The 23,784-nt window shown below is 61.2% G+C and carries 23 protein-coding genes and 1 pseudogene; 9 read left to right on the plus strand and 15 right to left on the minus strand.

Annotation, left to right across the window (positions count from 1 at the left end):
- The first annotated feature begins 626 nt into the window (after positions 1-626).
- Positions 627-1,814 (plus strand): class III poly(R)-hydroxyalkanoic acid synthase subunit PhaE, encoded by a 1,188-nt coding sequence (gene phaE, locus M3461_05585; protein ID MDQ3773857.1) that lies wholly within the window; start codon positions 627-629, stop codon positions 1,812-1,814.
- Positions 1,815-1,845: 31 nt separating this feature from the next.
- Positions 1,846-2,910 carry a class III poly(R)-hydroxyalkanoic acid synthase subunit PhaC gene (locus M3461_05590; protein ID MDQ3773858.1) on the plus strand — a complete coding sequence of 355 codons (1,065 nt, stop codon included), beginning with the start codon at positions 1,846-1,848 and terminating at the stop codon, positions 2,908-2,910.
- Between the two features lie 551 nt (positions 2,911-3,461).
- On the opposite strand, the gene M3461_05595 is transcribed toward M3461_05590, so the two are convergent.
- The 7 genes and pseudogenes from M3461_05595 to trmL form a co-directional block, all read right to left on the minus strand.
- On the minus strand, positions 3,462-3,884 hold the full coding sequence (locus M3461_05595; protein ID MDQ3773859.1) for a hypothetical protein: 423 nt from the start codon (positions 3,882-3,884) through the stop codon (positions 3,462-3,464).
- A 556-nt stretch (positions 3,885-4,440) separates the two neighbouring features.
- The gene (locus M3461_05600; GenBank protein MDQ3773860.1) at positions 4,441-6,870 is read right to left on the minus strand and encodes a catalase; all 2,430 of its coding nucleotides are present in this window, start codon (positions 6,868-6,870) and stop codon (positions 4,441-4,443) included.
- A 414-nt stretch (positions 6,871-7,284) separates the two neighbouring features.
- Positions 7,285-7,395, minus strand: a pseudogene (locus M3461_05605) (hypothetical protein).
- A 35-nt stretch (positions 7,396-7,430) separates the two neighbouring features.
- Positions 7,431-7,658, minus strand: a complete 228-nt coding sequence (locus tag M3461_05610) for a hypothetical protein (GenBank protein ID MDQ3773861.1) — start codon at positions 7,656-7,658, stop codon at positions 7,431-7,433.
- An 84-nt stretch (positions 7,659-7,742) separates the two neighbouring features.
- Entirely contained in the window at positions 7,743-8,258 is a 516-nt protein-coding gene (locus tag M3461_05615) for a hypothetical protein (GenBank protein MDQ3773862.1), read from the minus strand.
- A gap of 30 nt (positions 8,259-8,288) precedes the next feature.
- Positions 8,289-8,753, minus strand: coding sequence for a BON domain-containing protein (locus tag M3461_05620; protein MDQ3773863.1), 465 nt, complete (start codon positions 8,751-8,753; stop codon positions 8,289-8,291).
- Between the two features lie 466 nt (positions 8,754-9,219).
- A complete protein-coding gene (gene trmL / locus M3461_05625) occupies positions 9,220-9,693 on the minus strand; it encodes a tRNA (uridine(34)/cytosine(34)/5-carboxymethylaminomethyluridine(34)-2'-O)-methyltransferase TrmL (protein ID MDQ3773864.1) in 474 nt (157 codons plus the stop codon).
- A 44-nt stretch (positions 9,694-9,737) separates the two neighbouring features.
- Between trmL and M3461_05630 the strand changes: the two genes are divergently transcribed.
- On the plus strand, positions 9,738-10,703 hold the full coding sequence (locus M3461_05630) for a dihydroorotate dehydrogenase (protein MDQ3773865.1): 966 nt from the start codon (positions 9,738-9,740) through the stop codon (positions 10,701-10,703).
- A gap of 90 nt (positions 10,704-10,793) precedes the next feature.
- On the opposite strand, the gene M3461_05635 is transcribed toward M3461_05630, so the two are convergent.
- Positions 10,794-11,669 (minus strand): zinc metallopeptidase, encoded by an 876-nt coding sequence (locus tag M3461_05635; protein MDQ3773866.1) that lies wholly within the window; start codon positions 11,667-11,669, stop codon positions 10,794-10,796.
- An 18-nt stretch (positions 11,670-11,687) separates the two neighbouring features.
- Positions 11,688-11,846: a CHAT domain-containing protein gene (locus M3461_05640; GenBank protein ID MDQ3773867.1), complete on the minus strand. Its 159-nt coding sequence runs from the start codon at positions 11,844-11,846 to the stop codon at positions 11,688-11,690.
- A gap of 483 nt (positions 11,847-12,329) precedes the next feature.
- Here M3461_05640 and M3461_05645 point away from each other — a divergent pair, with 483 nt between their 5' ends.
- The 3 genes from M3461_05645 to M3461_05655 all read left to right on the plus strand — a co-directional run bounded on the left by M3461_05645 (position 12,330) and on the right by M3461_05655 (position 14,170).
- Entirely contained in the window at positions 12,330-13,151 is an 822-nt protein-coding gene (locus M3461_05645) for a sulfite exporter TauE/SafE family protein (protein ID MDQ3773868.1), read from the plus strand.
- Between the two features lie 119 nt (positions 13,152-13,270).
- Complete coding sequence (locus M3461_05650; GenBank protein MDQ3773869.1) at positions 13,271-13,744, plus strand: hypothetical protein; 474 nt, start codon at positions 13,271-13,273, stop codon at positions 13,742-13,744.
- A 3-nt stretch (positions 13,745-13,747) separates the two neighbouring features.
- A complete protein-coding gene (locus M3461_05655) occupies positions 13,748-14,170 on the plus strand; it encodes a hypothetical protein (GenBank protein ID MDQ3773870.1) in 423 nt (140 codons plus the stop codon).
- 294 nt (positions 14,171-14,464) lie between these two features.
- Here M3461_05655 and M3461_05660 read toward each other — a convergent pair whose 3' ends face one another.
- The 5 genes from M3461_05660 to M3461_05680 form a co-directional block, all read right to left on the minus strand.
- The gene (locus tag M3461_05660) at positions 14,465-14,806 is read right to left on the minus strand and encodes a tetratricopeptide repeat protein (protein MDQ3773871.1); all 342 of its coding nucleotides are present in this window, start codon (positions 14,804-14,806) and stop codon (positions 14,465-14,467) included.
- A gap of 29 nt (positions 14,807-14,835) precedes the next feature.
- Positions 14,836-16,203 carry a sigma-54 dependent transcriptional regulator gene (locus M3461_05665; protein MDQ3773872.1) on the minus strand — a complete coding sequence of 456 codons (1,368 nt, stop codon included), beginning with the start codon at positions 16,201-16,203 and terminating at the stop codon, positions 14,836-14,838.
- A complete protein-coding gene (locus tag M3461_05670; protein MDQ3773873.1) occupies positions 16,200-18,494 on the minus strand; it encodes an ATP-binding protein in 2,295 nt (764 codons plus the stop codon). The genes M3461_05665 and M3461_05670 overlap by 4 nt, the downstream gene beginning before the upstream one ends.
- On the minus strand, positions 18,491-19,051 hold the full coding sequence (locus M3461_05675) for a DUF4390 domain-containing protein (GenBank protein ID MDQ3773874.1): 561 nt from the start codon (positions 19,049-19,051) through the stop codon (positions 18,491-18,493). The genes M3461_05670 and M3461_05675 overlap by 4 nt, the downstream gene beginning before the upstream one ends.
- A 114-nt stretch (positions 19,052-19,165) precedes the next feature.
- Entirely contained in the window at positions 19,166-19,498 is a 333-nt protein-coding gene (locus tag M3461_05680) for a hypothetical protein (GenBank protein ID MDQ3773875.1), read from the minus strand.
- 449 nt (positions 19,499-19,947) lie between these two features.
- On the opposite strand from M3461_05680, the gene M3461_05685 reads away from it, so the two are divergent.
- From M3461_05685 to M3461_05695, 3 genes are all read left to right on the plus strand, one after another.
- The gene (locus M3461_05685; GenBank protein MDQ3773876.1) at positions 19,948-20,433 is read left to right on the plus strand and encodes a hypothetical protein; all 486 of its coding nucleotides are present in this window, start codon (positions 19,948-19,950) and stop codon (positions 20,431-20,433) included.
- A gap of 69 nt (positions 20,434-20,502) precedes the next feature.
- Positions 20,503-20,955, plus strand: a complete 453-nt coding sequence (locus M3461_05690) for a DUF421 domain-containing protein (protein MDQ3773877.1) — start codon at positions 20,503-20,505, stop codon at positions 20,953-20,955.
- Positions 20,956-21,149: 194 nt separating this feature from the next.
- Entirely contained in the window at positions 21,150-22,211 is a 1,062-nt protein-coding gene (locus tag M3461_05695; protein MDQ3773878.1) for a Gfo/Idh/MocA family oxidoreductase, read from the plus strand.
- A gap of 613 nt (positions 22,212-22,824) precedes the next feature.
- Here the strand turns inward: M3461_05695 and M3461_05700 are convergent.
- Positions 22,825-23,739, minus strand: a complete 915-nt coding sequence (locus tag M3461_05700; GenBank protein MDQ3773879.1) for a pirin family protein — start codon at positions 23,737-23,739, stop codon at positions 22,825-22,827.
- Positions 23,740-23,784: the final 45 nt, after the last annotated feature.

Consider the following 23,784-nt stretch of genomic DNA (forward strand, 5'->3'; position numbering starts at 1 on the left):
ACGCCAATGAGGCCGTTACTTAGACTATCAAAGGTCTTCGAGCGCTTTGCCGAGTTAGGCTCGGCACGCCGCGTATGCGCGGCTCAGCTCACGCGTGCCCTGGACGCCATTTTGCGTACGGTTGGGTGACCAGACTAACCGCGCAATGCAGGGGCCCCTTCGCAGGGTCGCGTTACGGCCCCATCCAAGCGGCCGGCACCGAGCAGGGGCATATCGCGCCCGTTTAAAATCTATGGGCGTAGGGGCCAGTACGTTTTGTGCCTGCAACGTCGGGGCACACTAGGGGTGTACTGAGTCCGCCGGTCGAGTCGCCGAAGCGCCGGTACTGATGGGGGATGCCGTCGCCGGCCGTAACGATCCGGACGGTGCCGTGCGCAGGTTGAAAAAGTGTCGAACTCTGTGGACCGACGGGTGGGTGGCTTAAGCCGCGCTGCGGGGATCCACGGACGCCGCCGACCTTGGGCAATCCAACATCATCCACAGTTGGCGCCTGCCCCCGGCGATTACGTGCTGGAACGCTTGCTGACTTGGCGCGCATGAGTGGGTCGCGGGTTTGAGGCCAAGGGCGCTAGGCGTTGACAGCTTAGCCGTACTACCGCCATACGAAACATGAGGAAGATTGCACCATGACCGAGACAACCCCCTCCCCTTCCGGGAGCAATGAATGGATAGTTTTGCAGCGCAAGTACTGGGATGCTTGGTCTCAGCTATGCCAGCAAACGCTTACTTCAAACCTCCTACCAACCGATCTCCCTAATCCCTGGGCTCAGGCATTGGATCATTGGTGGAAGGCCGTAGCTCCAGGCGTGCCTCAAGAGAATCAGGATCTCATCCAGAAGATGATGGAGCCGGGCAAAAGCTTTTTTGGGATAAGCGAGGAATTCACGCGCTTTTTAGGCAACCTGTCTGAGCCCGCCAAGTCATGCGGCAATTGGCAAGGGCTGTTCCTGGCCAGGATCGGTGAGTTGAAGACGACGCTTTCCCAAGCCAGCACGGAAGGGGCGGCGAAAGCCATGCGTGGTCTGTTCCCTTTCTTTGAGATGCCCATGGATACCTGGACCCGAACCTTCTCCAGCGCTTCGCCTTTGCCAGGCGACTTTCTCCAGGTCCTAAAACCCGAGGGTTTAGCCGATGATCTGCATGACCGGATCGGCCGGTTCTTGTCGGTGCCCGGTGTGGGCTACACCCGTGAGTGGCAGGAACAGGCCCAACGCGGCGCACGCCTCTTGCTCGACTACGAGCGGGCCTTACAAGAATACACGCAGCTCCACAGTAAAGCCGGTATAGACACCCTGGAACGTCTGTCGAAGAAGGTCATCGAACGCGCTGAAAAGCGCCAAGAGATCAAAACCGTGCGAGAGATTTACGATCTGTGGGTGGATTGTTGCGAAGAGGCTCACAACGACATCGTCTTTACCGAACAGTATCAGGATGCTTATGGACATCTGATCAACGCCTTGATGGCGCTCAAGCATCACGGTCAGAGTATGATAGATCAATTCATGGGCGCCCTCAATATGCCCACCCATAAAGGCGTCACTACCCTGCAATGCCGGCAACAGGAGTTGCGGCGCGAGCTCAGGGATATCCGTTCACGGCTAGGCGAACATGTCTCAAAGGCTGTTCTCAAAGGTATGCAAACGGAGCTTGACGCCCTGCGGACCGATCTCAACAAGCTGCTCGCCATGCAGCAGGAGTTGAAAGCCTTACCTCCGGAGCTGGGTGCTGGAAGAGACCAGTTTAGAAGCCCTGTCAAAGTAAAAGGCTTGGCAGAACCGGCGAGTACGACCCGACGCAAAACACCCGCACCGTAAACGTGCCAATATCACAGGAGAAAAGAAGTCCATGTTTCCCATCAATATTAGGCCTGACCAAGCCTTTGACGAGATCCGCGAGTTTGGGACCAAATTGAGCCATGGGCTTAAGACCTTGAGCGAGATCGGCGATATCGATGTCGGCGCGACTGAGAAGGACGCCGTCTATACCGAGGACAAGATGGTTTTATACCGGTTTAAACCGATGGTCGATAAGCTCAATCCCGTACCGCTGCTGATCGTGTACGCCTTGGTGAATCGTCCCTATATGGCCGACCTTCAGAAGAATCGCTCTCTGGTGCGGGGCCTACTTTCGGGTGGGCTGGATATGTATCTGATTGACTGGGGCTACCCAGATAGCGCCGATCGGTTTCTGACGCTCAATGATTATATCAATGGCTACATCGATCGCTGTGTGGATGTGATCTGTGCTCGGCATAAATTGGACCAGATCAATATCCTGGGGATCTGTCAAGGCGGCACATTCAGCCTCTGTTACAGCGCCCTTCATCCCGACAAGGTTAAAAACCTCATCACTACGGTCACACCCGTTGATTTCCATACCCCGGATAACCTGCTCAGTCACTGGATGCGTAAGATCAATGTGGACCTCTTAGTCGATACCATGGGTAATATTCCCGGTGAGATGATGAATCTGATCTTCCTCTCGCTCAAGCCTTTTAGGCTCTTGGGCCAGAAATATCTCGACATGGTGAACACCCTGGATGATCCGGTGCAGGCTAAGAACTTCATGCGCATGGAGAAATGGATCTTTGACAGTCCCGATCAAGTCGGCGAGACGTTTCGTCAGTTCACCAAACAGTTCTATCAAAACAATGGCTTAATCAAGGGCGATGTCACGATCGGTGAACACCGCATTGATCTAAAAAAGATCACCATGCCGGTGCTCAACATCTATGCGGCCCAAGACCATCTGGTGCCACCGGACGCCTCCAGGGCGCTGAGAGACTACGTCGGCACCAAAGATTATACTGAACTTGAATTCCCAGGAGGGCATGTTGGGATCTATGTCAGCAGCAAGGCGCAAAAGCTGATCCCACCCTCTGTGGTAGATTGGCTTGCCAAGCGGACTTAGGTTCAAGGTACTACGGACATTTAACCAATTTGTTGGTCGTCCTTCCCTCTGTCCCCTCCCCCATAGGTAGGGGATTGAACGATCAATAAGTTGAAAGGGGACTTTTCCAGGCGGCCATCTCATCTTTAACTTTCAGAGAAGATGTGAGTTGTCTTGCGAGCAAGCTTAGTCTGGGTGGAATCTGTATAGCCCTTAACTTCACTAAAAAGGTTAACTGCTTAACACCGGTGTCCAGACAGTTACTTATAAGGTCGAACTGTTGACCGAATTAAAGGTTGAATTGGTGAAATGAGTCCACTCATTAGAATATATTCAGGTTGCATAGCTATTTCTCTTAAATAGTCAAATAGTTACACGATCATTGTCCCGGTATCGGCGTAAACTGGTTACGGCCTTCTCCATACCTTCAGCCCACACCCTGAGCTGGTTCTTGCACTCTCCTAAAAGGTCATTCATGCTCTGGACCTGCCGTTGGCCACCGGCGGTCTCGTGCGCGCTTCCAACTTCCAAAAAAAGCCGCCCGAAGGCGGCTGGTTCTGACCAAGTAACCTTTACTTGGCGCGGTTACGCGCGCGGCCGGCCGGATCGGCCTCATTCAAGGCTTCCTCACCTGCCGCTTTCATCGACTCAGTGCCGGCTTTAACGGCGCGGCCCGAAATGTCGGCAACTTCAGCGAAGCGTCTATTGCCGTCTTCAACCTGCCGGGTCACGAATTCCTGACCCTGCGATACGATACCGTACATGTTTTTCGTGTACTCGTTGGCAAAGCGGAGGTAATTGTCAATTGTCGTCTGTAGGCAAGTAGCGAAGGCATCGGATCCAGCAATCTTTGCCATGTTGTCTTTCACAAGCTCCAAATACTTGCTCGCGCTGTCTTTAGCGAGTTCAGTGACCTCGCGCGAATTGGCGAGACGTGAAAACGTTTCAATGTTCGCGTTGGTGAGCTGCGTTACCGGTTGTAAGAGGTTATACATAAGTTCTGTCCTGTTGTGGGTTAATGGGGGTTTACGTGCGTTCCTGTTCATGAAACACAGAAGCATTGTACAGGATTTGCTGCTCTGCAGCAAGTCCTTTCGCCGCCAGGTAGTGGTCTCAGTTTGTCCCTTGCCCAAACGATATAAGGACACGTCCGCCTCGAAAGGGTTCTAATGGGACACTACCCCCAATTTATCGCGCGTAAAGCGCTGCCCTGCCTCGATATCGCTTCGCCCGGCCGCTTCAGATCGCCTTAGGATGCGCGCAATACAGAGCGGGATCAGGTCTTCGCTGAACCTGTGCGCGGTCGTTTACGAGCGATATGCCCTCACCAGGAAGCTTCGCGGCACCCCACCAGGGTATCATCGGGCATGGGCTACCGCCCGAAGTTGGCCCCCCCTCGCCGGTTTGTATCACCGTTCGACCCGTTGGCCTACCACAGCCGCGTCACCCGCCCGAGTAGCCCTACAACGTGGTTCGCCATGGGGCACGGGAAAAGCCGCGCCGAGCTGCGGCACGCCCCTCGAGCAGGGATCCCGATCGACATGCCGCCGGTCAAACCGGTGGCGGATCCATTTCCCGCGCGTTGTGGCGATGCCTCGCGATCGCCTCGACGAACGCTGGCAGCGCGCTTTTCAGCTGTGCGTCGTCGAACAGCAGCAGGCCCGGGTCGGGATCGCCCGAAGGCAACGTCGCCGGCACACCGACGTTCTCGACGAAGTGTCGTCCGGCGCCGAGGGCCAAGATCGGCTTGCAATGACGGTACGCGCCAACGATGAATTCAGCGGCGTGACCGAGGCCACCGAGGGCCTTGGCTGCGGCATCGCCACCCGGCACTGCAACCGCGTCGAACAGTACCGACGGCATCGTCTCCATCGTCACTTCGACTTCGAGCGGATCGCCGTCTTCGCTCTGGACGCGGCCAAGCCGCCCGCCGACGTAGCGCGCGACGGCGCCGAGCTCGGTCAATCCTGCATGGATTGCCTTTGCGCCCACGCTGTCGACGCCCTCCGCCACCAGGATAGCGACGTGGCGAGTGCGAATGCTGCCGTCGCCGGGTCGAGCGAATAGCGATAGCGCCGGCGAGACTTTCACTTCCGGCTGTGGCGGCTCGCCGAGCGCCAGCGGCAGCGGTCGAGGCACCTCGTCCATGCCCAGCCCGGCCGCCACGGCTTCGGCGAGCTCGTCGGCGACGTTTCCGATCATGGCCACGACGCGCTCGCGCACCGCGCGCACCTGCACCTTCGTCAACTCGAAGCGGAAAGCGCGGATGATGTGGGCCTTTTCCACCGGGGTCTGGCTGTTCCAGAACAGCGTCGCTTGCGAATAGTGATCCGCAAACTTCTCCGGCTTGCCCCGGACCTTGTCTTCGTGCAGCGGCTCGGGAAACGACGTGAAGCCCTTCATGCCCGCCTGGAACGGGCACCCGCCGGCGAGCGAATTCGGCTCGTATGCCACCCGGCCCCGCGGGATCGCCTGGCGATGCATACCGTCGCGCTGGTTGTTGTGGACCTGCGCCACCGGGGCATTCACTGGAATCTCGTGGAAGTTGGGCCCGCCGAGCCGCGAGATCTGCGTATCGATATAGGAGTGGATGCGCCCGGCGAGCAGCGGGTCGTTGGAAAAGTCGATGCCGGGCACGATGTGCGCGGCGCAGAACGCGACCTGCTCGGTCTCCGCGAAAAAATTGTCGGGGTTGCGGTTGAGCACCATCCGGCCGACCGGCGTTACCGGCATCAATTCCTCGGGGACGATCTTGGTCGCGTCGAGCACGTCGAAGCTGAATCCTTTAGCCTCCTCCTCGGTGAAGATCTGCAGGCCGAGTTCCCATTCGGGGTAGGCGCCCGCTTCGATCGCTTCCCACAGGTCCCGCCGATGGAAGTCGGGATCGGCACCCGAGATCTTGAGCGCCTCGTCCCAGTCGACCGAATGGGTGCCGGCCACCGGTGACCAATGGAATTTCACGAACCGCGACTCGCCGGCGGCGTTCACCAGCCTGAACGTATGGACGCCGAAGCCCTGCATCATCCGGAAGCTTCGCGGGAGGCCGCGGTCGGACATCACCCACATGATCACGTGCGTCGATTCCGGCGTGAGCGAGATGAAGTCCCAGAACGTGTCGTGCGCGGTCCCCGCTTGGGGCATCTGGAAGTGCGGCTCGGGCTTCGCGGCATGGATGAGGTCGGGGAATTTCATCGCGTCCTGGATGAAGAACACCGGGATGTTGTTGCCGACGAGGTCGAAGTTGCCTTCATCGGTGTAGAACTTGACGGCGAAGCCACGGATGTCGCGGGCGAGATCGGTGGAGCCGCGTTCTCCGACTACCGTCGAAAAGCGTACAAACACCGGCGTGCGCTTGCCGGCTTCTGCGAACAGGGAGGCGCTCGTCACCCTCGAGAGCGGCTGGTAGCATTCAAAATAACCGTGCGCGCCCGATCCGCGCGCGTGCACCACCCGCTCGGGAATGCGCTCGTGATCGAAATGGGTGATCTTCTCGCGGAGGATGAAGTCCTCGAGGAGCGCTGGCCCGCGGAAACCGGCCTTGAGCGAGTTCTGGTTGTCGGCAACCGGAACACCCTGGTTCGTTGTCAGCACGCGGCCGCCCGAGTCCACGCGAACGCGGTCGAGCGGACCGCTTGCGGGATTGACACCGGTCGGCGGAACCCCGCCCCCTACCTTGTCGGTCGCGTTGACCTCGGTGAGCGTGCTCCCTGTCGCGGACGGATCGGAGGGTGCCACCGCGACTCCGGTGGGCGTATTGCGCGCGAGATCGCCGTGCTCTCTCTCCTTGTTTGCGTTGTAGGGCACCGCCGCCGCGAGCGACTGGGTTGCCGCACTCTTGACAGCATGTGCGTCCGAGGCCGCCGAAACATCCAGATCCGCCCGCGCAGGGCCGCTTACCGTCGAACGCGCGCTCGACTCGGACGACGACCCACCCGGGCGACCGGGATTGTTTCTGTAGCTTGACTTGTCTCTTCTTGCCATGGCGATCTTCTCCATAGTTCCCTACGCTGCTTGTGCGCGTGATCCTCTGCGGAACTGCGGAACACCATCCTGGCGGCATCCAGCTCATCCAGCTCCTTCCCCATATGGTTCAAGTCCTCGTCTGCCAATGCTTCGTGATTTGAGGAAACACATCATTACTCTTCTTCCCTCGAACCGCAGGATACAGAATCGTCTCCTCGATGTGAAAATGAACCATCCCTGTGAATCTGCTCGAATAGTCTTCTATGACTGCTAGCGTCCTGCGTAGACTTGACCCGCGCCAGAAACACCCGCCACGCCTCGGAAAGATCCGCCATGTGATGCTTTCTCAGCAATTCAAGCGGATGCATAGAATTGTCCTTCGGGAATCAAGGACCGCCCCCGAGTCGATTCACTCCCTATCGACCAAGGCATCTACCACCATCGCCACGAACTCCGGCGCAATCCCATCAGGAGGCTAGCGGCGAATACGACTAAGAAGATCCAAAATAGGGCTCGAGCGATCCCCACGGCACCGGCGGCGATGCGACACAGCGCCCCATCTCTATCTCCCCGGTTCGCTAGAACTTCGTCGGCGGCTGGTCGTCCGAAGCCCCCGGTGGTGTTTCCGGGATCACGCCGGGTCTACCATTAGTGAGATCTGGCGCACGGGTGTGGGCCGAGCCCTGGAGTTTTCTAGTGGCGCTCGTGCATTGGTCGCGCAAACGCTCGCGGCGGCGCCGGCCCGAATCCGGGTCAAAGAAATACATCAGCGCAGCGCCGATGCCCACGAGTATCAGTGTCGTCATAGGTTCCTCCTCTATAAGTGACGCAGACGTATCTGCATTGATTGATCGCTGTGCGGTACCCAGGCGGCCTAGGAAATCATCACGCTACACACTCGCTTCACCGGTCGCTGAGATATCCTCGGCATTCGCTTGTTTAAATATCTCTTTGGCGCGTGTCCGCTGACCTGCATCATCTGTATGCACCGAGAGCAGGATATTTCCCCCGCGTACTTTTCCTTCGTAGCGCTTCGCCTCATACTCCGGGATGCCCATCCCCACCAGCGCCCCGACGATTCCCCCGGCAGCTCCTCCGACCGCGGCACCCCCTAAGGCGCCCATAATCGGACCGGCGGCAATGAAGGGCCCCACTCCTGGAATGGCCAAGCTGCCGATTCCGGCTAGCCAACCCAAAGCAGCGCCTACCCCAGCACCCACCGTCCCGCCTGTAGTAGCACCCTCGGGGGCTTTAGTCGCCTTCTCGTGTGCGAAATCCTTGGTGCTTGATTTATCGGGGAATAGTACCGAGATATCGTTATTGGCGAACCCCGCGACCTGCAGTTGGTCCACGATCCGATCCGCCTGGACGGCGGTCTGCGCGATACAGTAAACGGCTTTTTTCATGACGGTTCTCCTGCTCAATCAGCATTGTGTTCAGTCAGCATTGATTTCCAGTTGGTTGTCAACTCGTTTTACGCCCGCAGTTTTTTCTGCGAGTTGGGCAATCGTCGTTCGCTCAGCAGTGTTCTCTACCGGTCCCCTCAGGGTGACGATTCCATCGCGGGTAATGATCTTCACGTTATGGGCATTGAGGGAGAGCGAGTCGTCTTTCACTATCGCGCGGCGGATCGCCGCAGTGAGCTCACGGTCACCTGCTTCCCCGCCCTGTTCCTCTGGCGTAACAGTAACGTCGCCCCTGTCACGGACATTTACTCCAGTGTTCTCCGCATCCCGAGCTCTTCCCTCCTCCGCACCCCCAGCTCCTTGCTTTTCCGCATTCGGAGCCGAGGAGCCTGGCGTAGTGTCGCGCATGGTTTCCGAGGATGGAGTTTTAGTAGTCTCTGCTAAGACAACTCCGTGGCTCAACACAATAATGAACGCGATTAGTAGTGATTGCATGAGTGTGCTCCGGCAGTTAACAAAACGCAGGGCGGATAACCATTAGTTACGCCTTGCCGTTAGAGACGCTGGCGCTACATCACCCGCTCGGCTCAGGGGGTGGCAATGGATATGCCATAGGCGCCTGTTCCCTGGTATTGCCGTAGCGATCAGGCACTTGGGGCTAGTGTGAACAGAATAAAATTACCGTTTTTGCGAGGAGGTCGAGTAAAGATTACCGTTGCCCTTGTAAACCTTACAGCGAATGCCGGAGTTGTGACCCTAAATCTGCGCAAGCGACGGCGGCATGCGGCTGAATCCGCCCCAAGGTGGTGATTGGCGGGAAGACTGCCGTGGCTGCCGGATGCGCTATGAAGGCCTACGGGAGCACGCGGCCCGGGACGTGACCGACCACTGATTAACCGCTCGGCGCTTCCGCTCGGCGGAGACCGCAAGGGGCGCCGCGAGGTGAGCCGTCGCCCGTCCCTCAATCGTCCCGGCCCGCGCCCGGAAACCCAAGTTGCCGCCAGGCCTCGTAGACGACCACGGCGACCGCGTTCGAGAGGTTGAGGCTCCGGCTTTGTGCTGTCATCGGGATGCGGAGTACCCGGTCGGGTCCGAGCTCGGCGAGGACGTCTTCGGGCAGGCCGCGGGTCTCGGGGCCGAACAGCAAGGCGTCTCCGGGCTGGTATTGCACGGCCGTGTAGCGGCGCGCGCCTCGGGTCGAGAACGCCAGGAGGCGCGCCGGGAGGGCTGCGGCCATGAAGCTCTCCAGGGAGTCATGGCACTCTACCCGGGCCCATTCCCGATAGTCGAGGCCGGCCCGCCGGACCTTTGCGTCATTCAGCGCGAAGCCGAGCGGTGCGATGAGGTGCAGGGCGGCGCCGGTGTTGGCGCAAAGCCTGATAACATTGCCGGTATTGGGCGGGATCTCGGGTTGGAATAGAACGACTTGGAGAATTACTTGAGGCACGACTTGGGAACGACGTGGGGGCACGCGCTGTGATGGGTGACGGGAGCCGAATGCTGGCGGTCGATTTCTGCGGGCTTGAGTTCAACACCCCGCTGGTACTGCTTTCTGGTTGCGTGGGCTTCGGTGAGGAGTACACCCGCGTGGTCGGTTTCTCGAACCGGGATGCCGGGGCCGTGTGCCTCAAGGGTACCACCCTGGCGCCGCGTCTCGGTAACCCCGCGCATCGGATCGCCGAGACCCCCGCCGGCATGCTGAACGCCATCGGGCTCCAGAACCCGGGCGCCCGGACCGTCGTCGATGACATCCTGCCCCGGCTCGATTTCACCGAGACCCGTTTTATCGCCAACGTCTCCGGGTCGACGGTCGAGGAGTATCGGGAGGTCACTCGGATCTTCGACGATTCGCGGATCGACGCCATCGAGATCAACATCTCGTGTCCCAACGTGAAGGAGGGCGGGGTCACGTTCGGGAACGATCCCGCGATGTCGGCGCGGGTCGTCGCGGCCTGCCGGGCCGTCACGCAGAAGCCCCTCATCACCAAGCTCTCGCCCAACCAGACGGATATCGCGGACAACGCCCGGCGCTGCCTGGAGGCCGGCACCGACGCCTTCGCCGTCATCAACACGATCATGGGCATGGCCATCGATATCGAGTCGCGCCGACCTATCCTCGGGAACCATCAGGGCGGTCTCTCGGGCCCGGCCATCAAGCCCATCGCGCTCCTCAAGGTCCATCAGATCTACGAGGTGTGCAGGCCCCATGGGGTGCCCATCATCGGCCAGGGCGGGATCGCGAGCCCCGCGGACGCCATCGAGTTCCTGCTCGCGGGCGCGACGGCCGTCGGCATCGGCACGGCGCTCTTCTACGATCCGCTCATTTGTCCCAAGATCAATGCCGGGATCCGGGACTACCTCGAACGCCACGGCTCCACGTCGGTCTCGGAGCTCGTGGGATCGCTGCTGGAACCACCCTCGCTGTCGGCGTGGTGCACCGGGTAACACATCGCTCGGTGTCGGGTCGAAAGCCGGGTGGCCGAGGTACGGACTGCTCCACCTCGTCCATCCGCATGCTGCCCAATCCGACGAGAATTAACCGTCTTCGGCCAGGCGTTCACTGAAGGTCTCGCAGGCTTGCATGCGGCCGGACTGAAACCCGCGGCGGAACCAGGCCACGCGTTGCTTCGAAGATCCATGCGTCCAGGTCTCCGGGTTGACGGAACCGTCGCTCTGTCTCCGGATGCGATCGTCGCCAATCGCGGCCGCTGCACCCAGGGCCTCTTCCACGTCACCCTGTTCGAGGATGCCGCGCTGCCTGGTTGCATTTCCCCACACGCCGGCCAGGCAGTCCGCCTGTAGCTCGAGGCGCACCGAGAGCGCCGCGGCTTGTTCCGGCCGGCTTTGCTGCACGCGCCTGACCTCGGCATCGATGCCGAGCAGGTGCTGCACATGATGTCCGATCTCGTGAGCGATCACACAGGCCTGAGCGAAGTCGCCGGGGGCGCCGAAGCGTTGTTTGAGATCGCGGTAAAATCCCAGGTCGATGTAGACCTTCTGATCGAGCGGGCAATAGAAAGGGCCCATGGCCGACTCGGCAAAGCCGCAATTCGACTGCACGGCGTCGGTGAAGAGCACGAGCTTGGCGTCCCGATAGCGTTTGCCGCCCTGGGGAAACCCCGTATGCCAGGTGCCTTGTACATCATCGAGGACGAATGACACGAAGTCGACGAGCTTCTCCTCCTCGGGTGAGGTGTGGTGCGGAGTCACTGTCTCGCCCGGCAAGGGACTCTCGGGACCCTGGTCGAGCAGGGCCAGGAAGTCTTGTCCCGTGATGAGACTAACGACCAAGAGTATGACCACCCCGCCGAGACCCAAGCGGGTGCCTGCCCCGTATCGGCCGCCTCCCGGCACGCCCTCGCCGCGCCGGTCTTCCAGATTGGCGCTGCGTTCAGCGCGTCTCCAACGCATATCGATCGCACCTGCTTGTCATGTTTCCAGCATCGGGCGAGCGTTGGTGTCGGGCGCTCTGCCGCGCACCATCCTCGCCCGGATGTTGATGTCTGAGATGCATAGATTATAGAGGCTTTCGTAGAACCGGGTCATGAAGATGCAGGTGGCCAGGTCATCGACCGGCCAGAGGCTCATCACCAGCCCGGCGGTATACGCGCGCCAGTCTGAAAGCCGCAGCGCTCAAGCGATCGGGTCGGTCTTACCGACGAGGATGAATGCGCCCCAAAGCCCCGGATATGCTAACCGTCCGTTTCGGGCAACTGACGGTAAGGGGACGTCCACCCAAGATCGTCTCAATCCTTACTGGTTAGGCGACGTTGGTTGCATTAGTCGTGAGAGCGCTGCTGTAGAATCCCGTCCTTGGTGTGACGTCACTCGGAGGAAAGCGGAACGATGGTTGCTGCACGTGAAAAGTCGAAGTTAACATTTGACCGAGTTGCTAGTGCACGAGACCAGAACAGACAGAGGGCAAGAGATAGTGGCTACATATTAACGAGAAACGTTCCACGATGGTTACGTGTTATTGAAAGAAAAGGTGAACGGTCGATCGTTCCAATTAAAGACCACGTGCGACTAGGCTTTCGTGGCCGACGGTGATCTTGTTTCGTTAGGGGCTCAATGCTCACCACGTTCTACTGCCGGTACTTCCAACGCGCTTTCTTCTGGTCCGTGCCGATCGGCGGGCTTGCAGGCCTGATCGGGCTGGGCGGCGGAGAGTTCCGCCTGCCGGTGCTCACGCAGTTCATCGGCTTCCCAGCACGAGCAGCGATCCCGCTCAACCTCCTCATTAGCCTGGTGACGCTTTCGTTTGCACTGGCAGCGCGCAATCACGTGGTCCCGGTGTCGGGCGTCATGGCACACGTGCCGGAGATGGCGGGCCTGACGGTGGGCGGCCTCTTCAGTGCCATCTACGGGACCCACCTCGTTCTGCGGATGACCTATCGCCGTTTGGCTATTGCGATGGCCATGCTCCTTGCTGCCCTGGGCGTGCTGTTGCTCATCGAGGCCTTCGTACCATTCGACAAAAGCACGCTCGGTGCGGAGTCACTGCTCGTCCGCGCCCTTACAGGTGTTCTGATCGGCCTCGTCGTCGGCGTCGTCAGCAGCATGCTCGGCGTGGCGGGCGGCGAGCTGCTCATACCAGCACTGGTCTTTGTTTTCGGCGCCGATATCAGGGTTGCGGGCAGCGCCAGTCTGCTTATCTCACTCGCCATCGTGGCGACGGGCGTGTGGCATTACCATAGGGTGGGCGCACTGCCCATGACAGGCGGTCCGCGGCGCATCGCCATGTCAATGAGCGCTGGCTCGCTGATTGGTGCTGCTCTGGGCGGCCTCGCCGTGGCCGTAGCGCCTACCGAATTCCTCAAGGTCGTGCTGGGATCGGTTCTCTTACTGGCTGCGGTCAAGACCATCCACTGCTCGGCTACATCAAGAAGATAGGTCACAAAAAGAAAGGGGGACCATCTCTGGTCCCTTGAAGTCTACGATCCGACTCGTTATCGACACCCTACATAGGGTGTGGTAGAGTTTTGTCTCATGGCGGGTTCTCCGAGGCGAATATGAAGTGGTTGTTTGGCATCGTTGTTCTTGTTCTGCTAGTAGTTTCGGTGCGCTTCCGCAAGTTCGTTTTAGGTTTAGTCGCGCTTGGTGCTGCTGTGGGTGGTGTCGTCTATCTCATAAATGAGCGTGAAGACAGTCGTTCTCTTTCCCGCATTCCTGTCTCCCAGCTAACTTTTGAAAACGTCATGCTCACACCGGATTACAGTGGCTACAAGATCTCTGGGCGCATAAAAAACACCTCCGCGCAGTTCGCTCTCAAAGAAGTGACTTATATCGTCACTATGCAAGACTGTACCGGCGAGTCGCCTTCAAAGAACTGCGTCACCATTGGAGAGAGTAGGGAGACTGTTTATCTCAGCGTTCCCCCTGGCCAAGCCCGGGACTTTGAGGACTCCGTATATCTTGGGGGCACCCTCAAACCCAAAGCACGGCTTGAGTGGCACTACGTCGTTTCACAAACGAAGGGTGAATGAGAGGTGTCCTGGCTTTCCAACCTCTCCGATGCCGAGCGATGGGCTTTTGGCCTGTTGGCATTTCTTTGTATCGCCATTGTCAGCCACATGCTTGCTACACGAAGAGACCGTCACGCGCGTCGTGCTAAAGCATGTGTCGACTTCAACGCCGCAGTTCTTGACGCCTTTTCTGGTCTATACCCGATTCCAAAGAACTGGCCCTCTGATAAAGGCGCAATCGTGTATATGCTTGAAGAACGATTTCCGTTACTTCAAGCCGCTGTTAGAAAATTCCGGCCAAACGTGCCGATCCACAAACGATGGCTCTTCGACCGCGCGTGGCGCATCTATCATCTTGGTGCGGACCTTGAGATCTATTGGCAATACGTACCTCACCACGGCGAAGGTGTTGAAAGGGTAAACGATACAAACATGACAACAGGCTAACGTACAAGGATAATTTCAAGAACAACGTCGATCGTTTGCTCAGCTATGCAAAAAAGACCTAACGACGTGGCGAAAAAAACACCATCTCTGGTTCCCCTTCTGCGATCGAGTCGTTATCGACATCCAACATAGAGTGTGCTAGGGACTGACCGCTTTGGGGATCGTCACTTGAAGCTTGCTGGACCCCCGTAGCGGGCCTCCTTTACAAGCTGTGCACCTAAGGTGTCGGCCTGCGGCCGACCGGTTGGTGGGTTACGCCGCAAACAGCGCGGCTAACCCACCCTACATCTGAGGCTATGTCGGCGCGTTTTTCTCCTCCGCGCGCCGCAGCCGTTTCAGGAACACCGTCATCTCCTTAGCTGCTTGCAGATCGCCCCGGCCCTCCGCCGCTGCGATGCCTCGCTCGTAGGCCCCCGCCGCCTCCTCGATCCGGCCGCTGCGGACCAAGGCCTGGGCGTAATATTTCCAGGCGGCGGAATAGCCGGGATCGAGCGTGACGGCGGCCTCCAGATGTTGGGCAGCCTCTTGGATCCGCCCGGTCTCGAGATATGCCCGCCCGAGACCGAAACGCAGGAGGGCGCTGTCCTGCCCCTGCTTCAGCAGTTTCTCCAGGACCTCCAAGCGGTTGCCGGCCATAGATCTCTCATGAAAAGCGACATCGGCGCCTAACTCGCCGAGACCTGTTTGGGATCGATCCCGAGGGCGCGCAGCTTGCGGTAGAGGTGGGTGCGCTCCAGCCCGACGCGGTTCGCGACGCGGCTGATGCTGCCCCCGGTGACTTGCAGTTGATACTCGAAATAGGCGCGCTCGAACTGCTCGCGCGCCTCTCGGAGCGGGCGGTCGAAGCTCGGCACCGGCTCGACGCTTGGTGTACTGGGCCGCACGCCCAGGGCCGCGTCGATCTCGGGGGCTTCTATGAGCGCCCCGCTGCCCAGGATGAGCAGGCGCTGCACGAGGTTCTTGAGCTCCCGCACATTGCCGGGCCAGCCATAGGCGCGCAAGCGCTTCTGGGCCGCCAGGCTGAAGCGCCGGCGCGGCAGTCCCTCCTGTGACGGGAAGCGCTCCGCGTAGTAGTCGAGGAGGTCCGCGACGTCCTCGGGGTGGTCGCGCAGCGGGGGGATCCGGAGCGAGACCACGTTGAGATGGTAGTAGAGGTCGTCGCGGATCCGCCCGCCCTGGACGAATTCCAGCAGGTTGTGGCGGGTGGCCGCCACGATGCGGACATCGACATGGACGGGGTCGCGCCCTTCGACGCGCAAGAAGGACTGGTGCTCGAGGGCGCTCAAGAGCCGCGCCTGCAGGCCCAGATCGAGATCGGCGATGTCCTTGAGGAGCAGGGTCCCGCCGTTGGCCTTCTCGAGAGAGCCGAAGTGGACCGTGCCGCGGTCCTCGCTCCCGAAGAGCTCGGCGCCGGGGTTCTCGGTGGCGAGCCCGGCCACGGCCACGGTGACGAACGGCGCCGCCGCCCTCGGGCTCTGCTCGTGGAGATAGCGCGCCAGGACTTCCTTGCCGGTGCCCGGCTCGCCGGCGAGGAAGACCGAGGTCGGGTGCGAGGCGATGCGCCGCAACTGCTCGCGCAGGAGCGACATCGCCGGGCCGCTCCCGATGGGCTCGGCGGCCAGCGCGGCATGCGCCCGGAGCCCGATGTTCTCGCGGCGCAGCACCGCTGCTTCGAGGGCCCGCCGGATGGTCAGGAGCAGCTTGGCCGTCGACAGAGGCTTCTCGATGAAGTCGTAGGCCCCGAGGCGGGTGGCCTCGACGGCGGTCTCGACGGTGGCGTGACCGGACATCATGACCACGGGGCTGTCCTCGGCATTGTCGCGTGACCACTCCTTGAGGAGCGAGATGCCGTCCTCGTCCGGCATCCAGATGTCGAGCAGGATGAGGTCCGGCCGGCGCGCGCGGCGTGCCGCGCGGGCCTCCGCGGCGTTGTGGGCTGTCGAGACCTCGAAGCCTTCGTCGCCCAGGATCTCGCGCAACAGCCCCAGAATGTCCGGTTCGTCATCCACGACCAGGATCTGGCCGGCGCTCATACGACTTTCTTCTCGAGACCGCTGTTCAACGGCTGTCTGCTTTCGACCGCGTTCCTGACATTATACCCAACCCCCGTGATCGGCAGCCGGATCACCGCCGAGGCCCCGCCCCCCGGGTTGTTCTCGATCCACACCACCCCGGCGTGCTCCTCGATGATCTTTTTGACGATCGCGAGGCCGAGGCCGGTGCCCTTGGGTTTGTGGGTCACATAGGGCTCGAAGATCCGGTCCAGCGACGTCTCGGGAACCCCCCGACCCCGGTCGCCGATCCGCAGCTCCAGGGAATGGTGGCCGTCGTCGCCGATGTGGCGGGTCGTGACCCTGAGGTGCGGTGCCGCGCCGGGCTCGGTGGCCTCGATGGCGTTCTTGATGAGGTTGTTCAACACCTGCCGCAGGCGCCCGGCGTCCGCCACCACGAGAGGCAGCTCCGGGTCCAGATCGGTCTCGACCACGGCCTTGCGATCGATGCTTCGGTACAGGTCCAGCACCTCCGTGACGAGGTCGTTGATGCGGCACTCCTGTGCCTGCATGGTTGGCGGGCGCGCGTAGTCGGAAAAGCTGTTGACCATCTGTTTCATGGTCTCGACCTGCTGGACGATGGTGTGGGTGAGCCGGTCCATGACCTCGGCCTCCGCTCCGGGCAGGGTCCCGAGGTACTTGCGTCGCAGGCGTTCGGCGGAGAGCTGGATGGGCGTCAAGGGGTTCTTGATCTCGTGGGCGAGGCGGCGCGCCACCTCGCTCCAGGCGGCGTCGCGCTGGCCCTTGATGAGGGCCGTGATGTCGTCGAAGACGATGACATAGCCGCTGTCCCTTTCGCTCACGCTCATGAGCGGCGTGCCCCGGCACATGAGCACCTGGCGGCCGCCGGCACCGAAGAGCTGGACCTCTGCCCGCCAATCCGCCGTCGCTGCGCGAGCCGCAGCTCGCACCGCCTCGCAAAGCGGCCGCAGGTGAGGATGCTGTTCCGCCGTCACGGCCAGCGCGGTGCCGCGCTCTGCATCGAGATCAATGCCCAGTATCCTGCTCGCGGCGGCATTGGCGGTGCGCAGCCGCAGTTGCCTGTCGAGGGTCAGGACGCCCGAGGACAGGCGCCCCAGCACCGCCTGCAGGTAGGCGCGCTGGGCCTCGATCTCGTCGCGCGCGCGCCCGATCTGGCGGGTCATGTCATTGAAGGACCCGACCAGAAAACCGAGCTCGTCGCGGCTCGCGACCGGCAGTTCCCGGCTGTAGTCGCCCGCCGCCACGCTGCGGGTGCCCTCGGCCAGATCGCGGATCGGGGCGGTCACGCGCCGGGCGCAGTACAAGGCCGCGAAGATCGCTGCCAGGATGGTGAACACCAAGACCAGGGTGAGGGTCATCGCGAAGCTCAGCTTGAGCTGTTTGCGCAGATAGGCCAGCTCTTTGTATTTGTCATAGGCGCGTTCCACGTTTTCGGCCAGCGCATTGACATCGCGGGACGCGGGGTAGAGTGCCTGCAGATAGCCCGGGTCGCCGCCCGGACCGAGCTCCTCGACCGGCACCACGACCCTTACCGCCAGTTTGCCGCTGCGGATCGGGTCGAGCCCGATATAGGACTGACCCTGGCGAAGCTGGAGCAGGATGGACGCGCTCGGGACCTCGGGGATCATTTCGGGGCTGGCGCTGCTGATAGCGACGATGGCGCCGCGCCGGGACAGCAGGAGCAACTCGTCGGCGCCGTGCTGCGCACGCAGGTGGTCGAGGCCGATGGGCAGGCTCGGGTTGGCGACGATGGTGCTGTCCGGGTCGCGCAGCTCGCGGAGGTCGAGGCGGTTGCCGTCCGGGGGACCTTCGGCCAGTTGTTCGGCCAGCTCCTCGGTCTGGCGCAGGAGCTTGCGGGTGCGCTGGTCGATGGTATTGCGGCTGAGCTTGAGGACCTCTTCGAAGGCGCGCTCGATGCGCAGATCGAACCAACTGTCGATGCCCCATCGTAAAAAGTCACGGGAGAACACGAATACGACGAGCGCCGGCAGCAACGCCAGCGCGACGAACAGGGCCAGGAGGCGGGCCCGCAACCGCGCCCCCGGCTGGTGCTCGCGCAGATCGCGATACAGGCGCCGGAGCTGTACTCCGATGAGCACGACGAAGAGCACCAGTCCCACCGCATTGATGGCGAGCAGGACGACGTACAGCTCGCCGAAGGTCGCCGCGTCGTGGGTGACGTCGCTCAGGAGGATCAGCGAGGCGAGCAACAGCAGGGTGAGCGCGATCCCCGCGGCCAGGGTCCCGCGCGAGCGCCGGCCAGAAGGGAAAGAAGACATAGGCCCGCTCATGGCTTCAATCCCCACCGGTGCCAGGGGGTTCCGATCCGCCACTCGGATGACAGGTAGGCGACCAGGCGTAACGGGCCCGGCAGGGCAGCGAGGTCGAGGCGCGCCCGGACGGCCGCCTCGTAGCGGTACCCGGGCCGGAGAGAACGCTCGTCGATCACCGGGATCTCCTTGAGCTCGCCGAGGGCATCGGCGGCGTCCTCGATGGAAGGAAAGCTGTCCTGCTCACCGGTGACCACGTTGGTGACGAGGTAGCGGCCGGAGAGCGCATGGTGTTCGACCCGATAGCGCTGCCGGAGCCTACCGATGCGTTTGTCCCAGAGGAATTCGCGCAACTCCTCTATCTCGACCTCGACGAGGAGCGTCACGGGCACGCCGCTCCGGAGCGCCTTGAGCGGCTCGCCGGCGATACCGAAGCGCAGCGTCGCGTCGAGCACATAGAGGCCGTGGGAGCGGCGCAAGGTGGCATTTTCGATCGTGATCAGGGAAGGCGCCGCCCGGGCCGCTGAGGCCAATACCAGGAGCAGGGCGAAGAGGCCTGTGGCGGAGCGAGGCGGCATCGCCCGGTTCACGCGGCCCGGACCACATCTACGCAACCGGCAGCGTCCAGGTCGTCCTGGGCGAGCGATGGCCATGCCACGAGGTCCCGCTGCTCGGCGAGACGCGGCCTGGAGCTACCTATGAGAATAAAAGTTGGGGCCTTCGGCCTTCTGCAGCGGGACATAGAAAAACCCGTCCATCCCGTCCTCGCCCGGGAGGATCTGCCGACCGGCGCCGGTATCGCGGCCCCAGGGTGGCTCGATGGGCACCAGCCGGGCGTCCCGGTGTGTGTCCAGAAATGGCGTGATGCGATGAACATTTTTCGAGGGAAGAACGGAACCGGCGGTCGCGCGACCTCCAGGTCCTTGCCAGACCTGGTAGATCACCACGACCGTGATGCGGTCTTTTACGGTGAGGTGATGGTGGCTTTTGGCCTGTGCCCGCACGAGATCCAGCCGCATCGCCACGCCGTGCGCTAGCGTCCGAGTTGGCCTATCCTATCACTACTGCAGCCGGGGATGGATTTGCGGCCGGGCGCTCACTTCACAGCTGCGACACGGATGTCGGCCATACCGGCGTGCGCCTTCCCCACGTCGCACGTCCCGCCACCACGGTCTCCGGTCCCGACGGCCCGAGCAAAACGGTGGTGTACCGCGTGCTCGAGGACCGGCGCAACCCGCAGTCCCGGTGTACCCGTGGAGAACCGCCACCGCGCGGACCACCCAATCACCGGCCGGCCGGTCCGATGCAACAATGCCTGTTGCAAAATCGCGTTGAAATTCCTATGCTCGTCGATACGATACGGCGCCGTTTTCCGCCACCACGTGCTCGGAAAGGGTCTATCAGCGGACAGACGGTCCATAGGTCCGGAAGTTCCCGAGGGCTTTAGACCATGGATACGCATCGAACCGGCGACTTGCAGATCGATCAAGACCCGGATGCTCAACGCCATCACTGGATCGCCGAGCGCGTCGGATGGACGGTCATCACGCTGGTGATCCTGGCCGCCCTGCTCGGGCTGTTCGGGTCCGGCTGGCTCAGCGAGGCCAGCGTCGGCGCGCCGGAGGGGGCACTGCGTCTCGAGTACAGCCGTTTTGGACGCTTTCTGGCGCCGATGACGCTTCGGATTCATCTGGGGCCGGACGTTATACACGAAGGCCGGGTGTCGCTCTGGCTTAACCGGGACTATATTGAAGCTGCTCAGGTACAGCACATTCTCCCGCAGCCGGACGCTGTCGAGGCCGGAGCGGATCGCCTGACCTATGTGTTGCGGGTCTCGGATGCGGGCCGGCCCACGGCCGTGACGATCCATCTAGAGCCAGACCGGGTCGGTTCGCTTTCAGGCCAGATCGGCGTCGCAGGTCACAAGCCGCTCCGTTTCGATCAGTTTATTTACCCCTGACCATGTCCCTGTGATCACGCCGCGCGAGCAGCGACGGGTCTCGGCCAACGACGTTTAAAGGAGATCACGATGGATGCAGTCCTGCGTGCCACGGTTGTTTATCTCTTTCTATTGCTGCTCTTCCGGATCGCTGGGCGGCGTATGCTATCGGAGATGACGACGTTCGACTTCGTGCTGCTCTTGATCGTCGCAGAGGCTACCCAGCAAGGTCTTCTCGGCAATGACTCCTCGGTCACGAACGCCTTTCTGGTGATCATCACGCTGATCGGGATCGAGATCGCCCTCACTGCGCTGAAACGGCGATCGGCACGCATCGCGAAATTGATAGATGGCGTCCCCAGTATCATTATCGAGGACGGTCGTCCCCTCAAGGATAGGATGGAGAAGGCGCGGATCGATGAGCGGGACATCTTGTCGGCCGCGCGCACAGGGTACGGATTGGAACGGATGGACCAGATCAAGTACGCGGTGCTGGAACGCAACGGCAGCATCTCGATCATCCCAAAGCGAAGCAGCGGATAAGCCGGTACAGTCGGCCTGCGTAAGTCCCATCGCTAGCTCCGGTCGGGCGCAACGGGTTATCAACGATAGGCGTAAGAGTCGTGCCATCACCATCGAGCGAAAAAGCGACACCACGGGAAAGGACGACGAAGCGAACCTCTTCGGCATCGGCCGGCAACCAGAAGGTCCGATACGCGGTAGTCGGGCTTGGATATATCGCGCAGATCGCGGTACTGCCCGCCTTCGCCAAGGCGAAGAACGCCGAGCTTGTCGCGCTCGTCTCAGACGATCCAAAAAAGCTCGCGAAACTCGGCAAGAAGTACAACGTTCCCTTCCGGTACTCCTATGACGAGTACGACGCGTGTCTCTGCAGCGGCGAGGTTGATGCTGTCTACATCGCGCTGCCGAACAACTTGCATCGCGAATATACGGTTCGGGCTTGCCGCGCCCGGGTCCATGTGCTGTGCGAGAAGCCGATGGCGGTTACGGAGTCGGACTGCGAGGCGATGATCGCCGCCGCCAAGGAGAATCGAACCAGACTGATGATCGCCTACCGCCTCCACTTTGAAGAAGCGAACATGAAGGCGGTCGAGATCGCCAGGTCAGGGAAGCTGGGTGACCTGAGGGCTTTCAACTCCTTGTTCACGATGCAGGTCAAGGAAGGAGATATTAGGCTGCAAAAGGACCTGGGCGGAGGAACGCTATACGACATCGGCGTCTATTGCATCAATGCGGCGCGCTACATCTTCCAGGCCGAGCCTGTCGAAGTCTTCGCCTGGAGCGCGAACAACGGTGAAAAGCGATTCGAAGAAGTCGACGAGATGACCAGTGCGATACTCCGCTTCCCGGACGAGCGCCTAGCGTCGTTTACCAGTAGCTTTGGAGGGTCTGCCGTATCGGCATACCAGATAGTCGGCAGCGAAGCGGATCTGCGCGTCGATCCGGCCTATGAGTTCGCGGGTGACCTGAAGCATCGGCTCACAATCAAAGGCAAGACGCGAGAGCGCACGTTCTCGAAGCGAGACCAGTTCGCGCCGGAGCTGCTCTACTTTTCAGATTGCGTCATCAACGGAGAGGAGCCGGAACCATCCGGCAGGGAAGGGCTCGCCGACGTGCGGATAATTCGGGCCCTCTATCATTCGGCGGCGAGCGGAGAACCGGTCAAGCTCGACGAGTTTGACCGGGACCAGAGACCGACGATCAAGCAGGAGATCCACCAGCCGCCGCTCAAGAAGCCTCGGCTCGTGCGCGCGGCAACGCCAACGCGGGAGAAGTGACTGGTGTCATTCATACACGAAAGCAAGCGAAGCGCTCAGCAGGAGCTGGATGAACGGTCCCGGCTTAGCGGATCGAGTTGGCGACAAACACCTGTTCGATCTCAAACGCCACCAGGGTATCGAGATCGTCAACGCAGTTGAGGCGCTACGGAGAATCACTCCGATCGAGTGAACCACCGATGTCCCGGGTCACTCTGCGCAGGAAACAAATCGAGGGTGGCTCCTTTAATCCTCCTTTAATCCCGGCGCCTTTAGCCCCGCCTTGAACTCCATGCGGATCTCGTGACGCTGCATCGGGCTACGAATCTGCTAAGGCGCATCAAGATATAACGTCGAGCCCCGCTCGGACCGCGCGCGTAACCGGGCTTCCCGGTCCTCTTGCTTACGAACCGCGTCGAGAAGACCTCGTCGCGCCCACGAAACAGCGAACGGAACAGCTTGACCTTCTCGGCGGACGTCTTGGGAACTGCGATGGGCACGCGCACGCGAACCTCGGGCTCGGCCCCGAGCGAAGCCAGCTCGGCCTGGAGCGCTACGAGTGCGCGTGCGGGATCACGTTTCGGCCTCGACCAGACGGGCATCCAAACGGACTCCAGGTTCGCCTATCCTCGTACTACTCAGGGAGTGGAATAAACTCCGTCTCACCGGGCACCTTCGGAAAGCGGCCCTCCTTCCAGTCGCGCTTGGCCTGCTCGATCCTTGCCTTCGAGCTGGACACGAAGTTCCACCAGATGTGTCGCTCTCCATCCATTGGAGCGCCGCCCAGGAGCATAACGCGCGCGGGTGATTCTGCCCGCAGTACGGGCATTGAGCCCGGTGCAAACACGACCATGCGCAATGCCTCGACCCGCTCCTCGCCGCACCAGATCACACCTTCGGTGACATAGGCCGCTCGCTCCTCGTGCTCAGTAGGCAGTGGCAACTCTCCTCCCTTGGGCATCGTCACCTCGACATACAAGAGCGGCGAGAGCGTCTGGACGGGCGAGGTGGCGCCATAGGCCATGCCGGCGAGGACCCGAATACGTACGCCCTGCTCTTCGAGCGCTGGGAGCGTAGGCCCTGCATAGTGACGGAAGTCCGGTTCCAGTTCCTCGTAGGCCTTCGGCAGCGCGACCCAGAGCTGGACGCCGTGCAATCTCGACCCGGTCTTTCTCAGATCAGGCCCGGTACGCTCCGAGTGCACGATGCCTCTTCCAGCGGTCATCCAGTTGATGGCCCCAGGCCGGATCGGCTGATGCGAGCCGAGGCTATCCCGGTGCACGATCTCCCCTTCAACGAGGTAGGTCACCGTAGCGAGGTTGATGTGCGGATGCGGGCGAACGTCGATCCCTTGCGCTGGTGCCAGCTCGGCCGGCCCCATGTGATCGAAGAAGATGAAGGGCCCGACCAGTCGTCGAGCGCTAGAGGGCAGCAACCGGGCCACGGTGAAACCACCGAGGTCCCGCTTCCTCGCTTCGATGATCGTCTCGATAGCGGGGGTCGATGCACAGCTCGTGCAGATGGGGGCATCGGCTTCGGTCCAACTCATCGTCCTCGCTCCAGGGGGGCTGCGAAACCTATTTTACCGCCGATA

This window comes from Pseudomonadota bacterium (assembly GCA_030860485.1).
In the GTDB taxonomy this organism is placed as follows: Bacteria; Pseudomonadota; Gammaproteobacteria; order JACCXJ01; family JACCXJ01; genus JACCXJ01.

Excerpts from the sequence above, each read along its gene's own strand:
- phaE (MDQ3773857.1), top strand. The coding sequence starts at position 627 with ATGACCGAGACAACCCCCTCCCCTTCCGGGAGCAATGAATGGATAGTT.
- M3461_05590 (MDQ3773858.1), top strand. The coding sequence starts at position 1,846 with ATGTTTCCCATCAATATTAGGCCTGACCAAGCCTTTGACGAGATCCGC.
- M3461_05595 (MDQ3773859.1), bottom strand. The coding sequence starts at position 3,884 with ATGTATAACCTCTTACAACCGGTAACGCAGCTCACCAACGCGAACATT.
- M3461_05600 (MDQ3773860.1), bottom strand. The coding sequence starts at position 6,870 with ATGGCAAGAAGAGACAAGTCAAGCTACAGAAACAATCCCGGTCGCCCG.
- M3461_05610 (MDQ3773861.1), bottom strand. The coding sequence starts at position 7,658 with ATGACGACACTGATACTCGTGGGCATCGGCGCTGCGCTGATGTATTTC.
- M3461_05615 (MDQ3773862.1), bottom strand. The coding sequence starts at position 8,258 with ATGAAAAAAGCCGTTTACTGTATCGCGCAGACCGCCGTCCAGGCGGAT.
- M3461_05620 (MDQ3773863.1), bottom strand. The coding sequence starts at position 8,753 with ATGCAATCACTACTAATCGCGTTCATTATTGTGTTGAGCCACGGAGTT.
- M3461_05630 (MDQ3773865.1), top strand. The coding sequence starts at position 9,738 with ATGGGTGACGGGAGCCGAATGCTGGCGGTCGATTTCTGCGGGCTTGAG.
- M3461_05635 (MDQ3773866.1), bottom strand. The coding sequence starts at position 11,669 with ATGCGTTGGAGACGCGCTGAACGCAGCGCCAATCTGGAAGACCGGCGC.
- M3461_05640 (MDQ3773867.1), bottom strand. The coding sequence starts at position 11,846 with ATGAGCCTCTGGCCGGTCGATGACCTGGCCACCTGCATCTTCATGACC.
- M3461_05645 (MDQ3773868.1), top strand. The coding sequence starts at position 12,330 with ATGCTCACCACGTTCTACTGCCGGTACTTCCAACGCGCTTTCTTCTGG.
- M3461_05650 (MDQ3773869.1), top strand. The coding sequence starts at position 13,271 with ATGAAGTGGTTGTTTGGCATCGTTGTTCTTGTTCTGCTAGTAGTTTCG.
- M3461_05660 (MDQ3773871.1), bottom strand. The coding sequence starts at position 14,806 with ATGGCCGGCAACCGCTTGGAGGTCCTGGAGAAACTGCTGAAGCAGGGG.
- M3461_05665 (MDQ3773872.1), bottom strand. The coding sequence starts at position 16,203 with ATGAGCGCCGGCCAGATCCTGGTCGTGGATGACGAACCGGACATTCTG.
- M3461_05670 (MDQ3773873.1), bottom strand. The coding sequence starts at position 18,494 with ATGAGCGGGCCTATGTCTTCTTTCCCTTCTGGCCGGCGCTCGCGCGGG.
- M3461_05675 (MDQ3773874.1), bottom strand. The coding sequence starts at position 19,051 with ATGCCGCCTCGCTCCGCCACAGGCCTCTTCGCCCTGCTCCTGGTATTG.
- M3461_05690 (MDQ3773877.1), top strand. The coding sequence starts at position 20,503 with ATGGATGCAGTCCTGCGTGCCACGGTTGTTTATCTCTTTCTATTGCTG.
- M3461_05700 (MDQ3773879.1), bottom strand. The coding sequence starts at position 23,739 with ATGAGTTGGACCGAAGCCGATGCCCCCATCTGCACGAGCTGTGCATCG.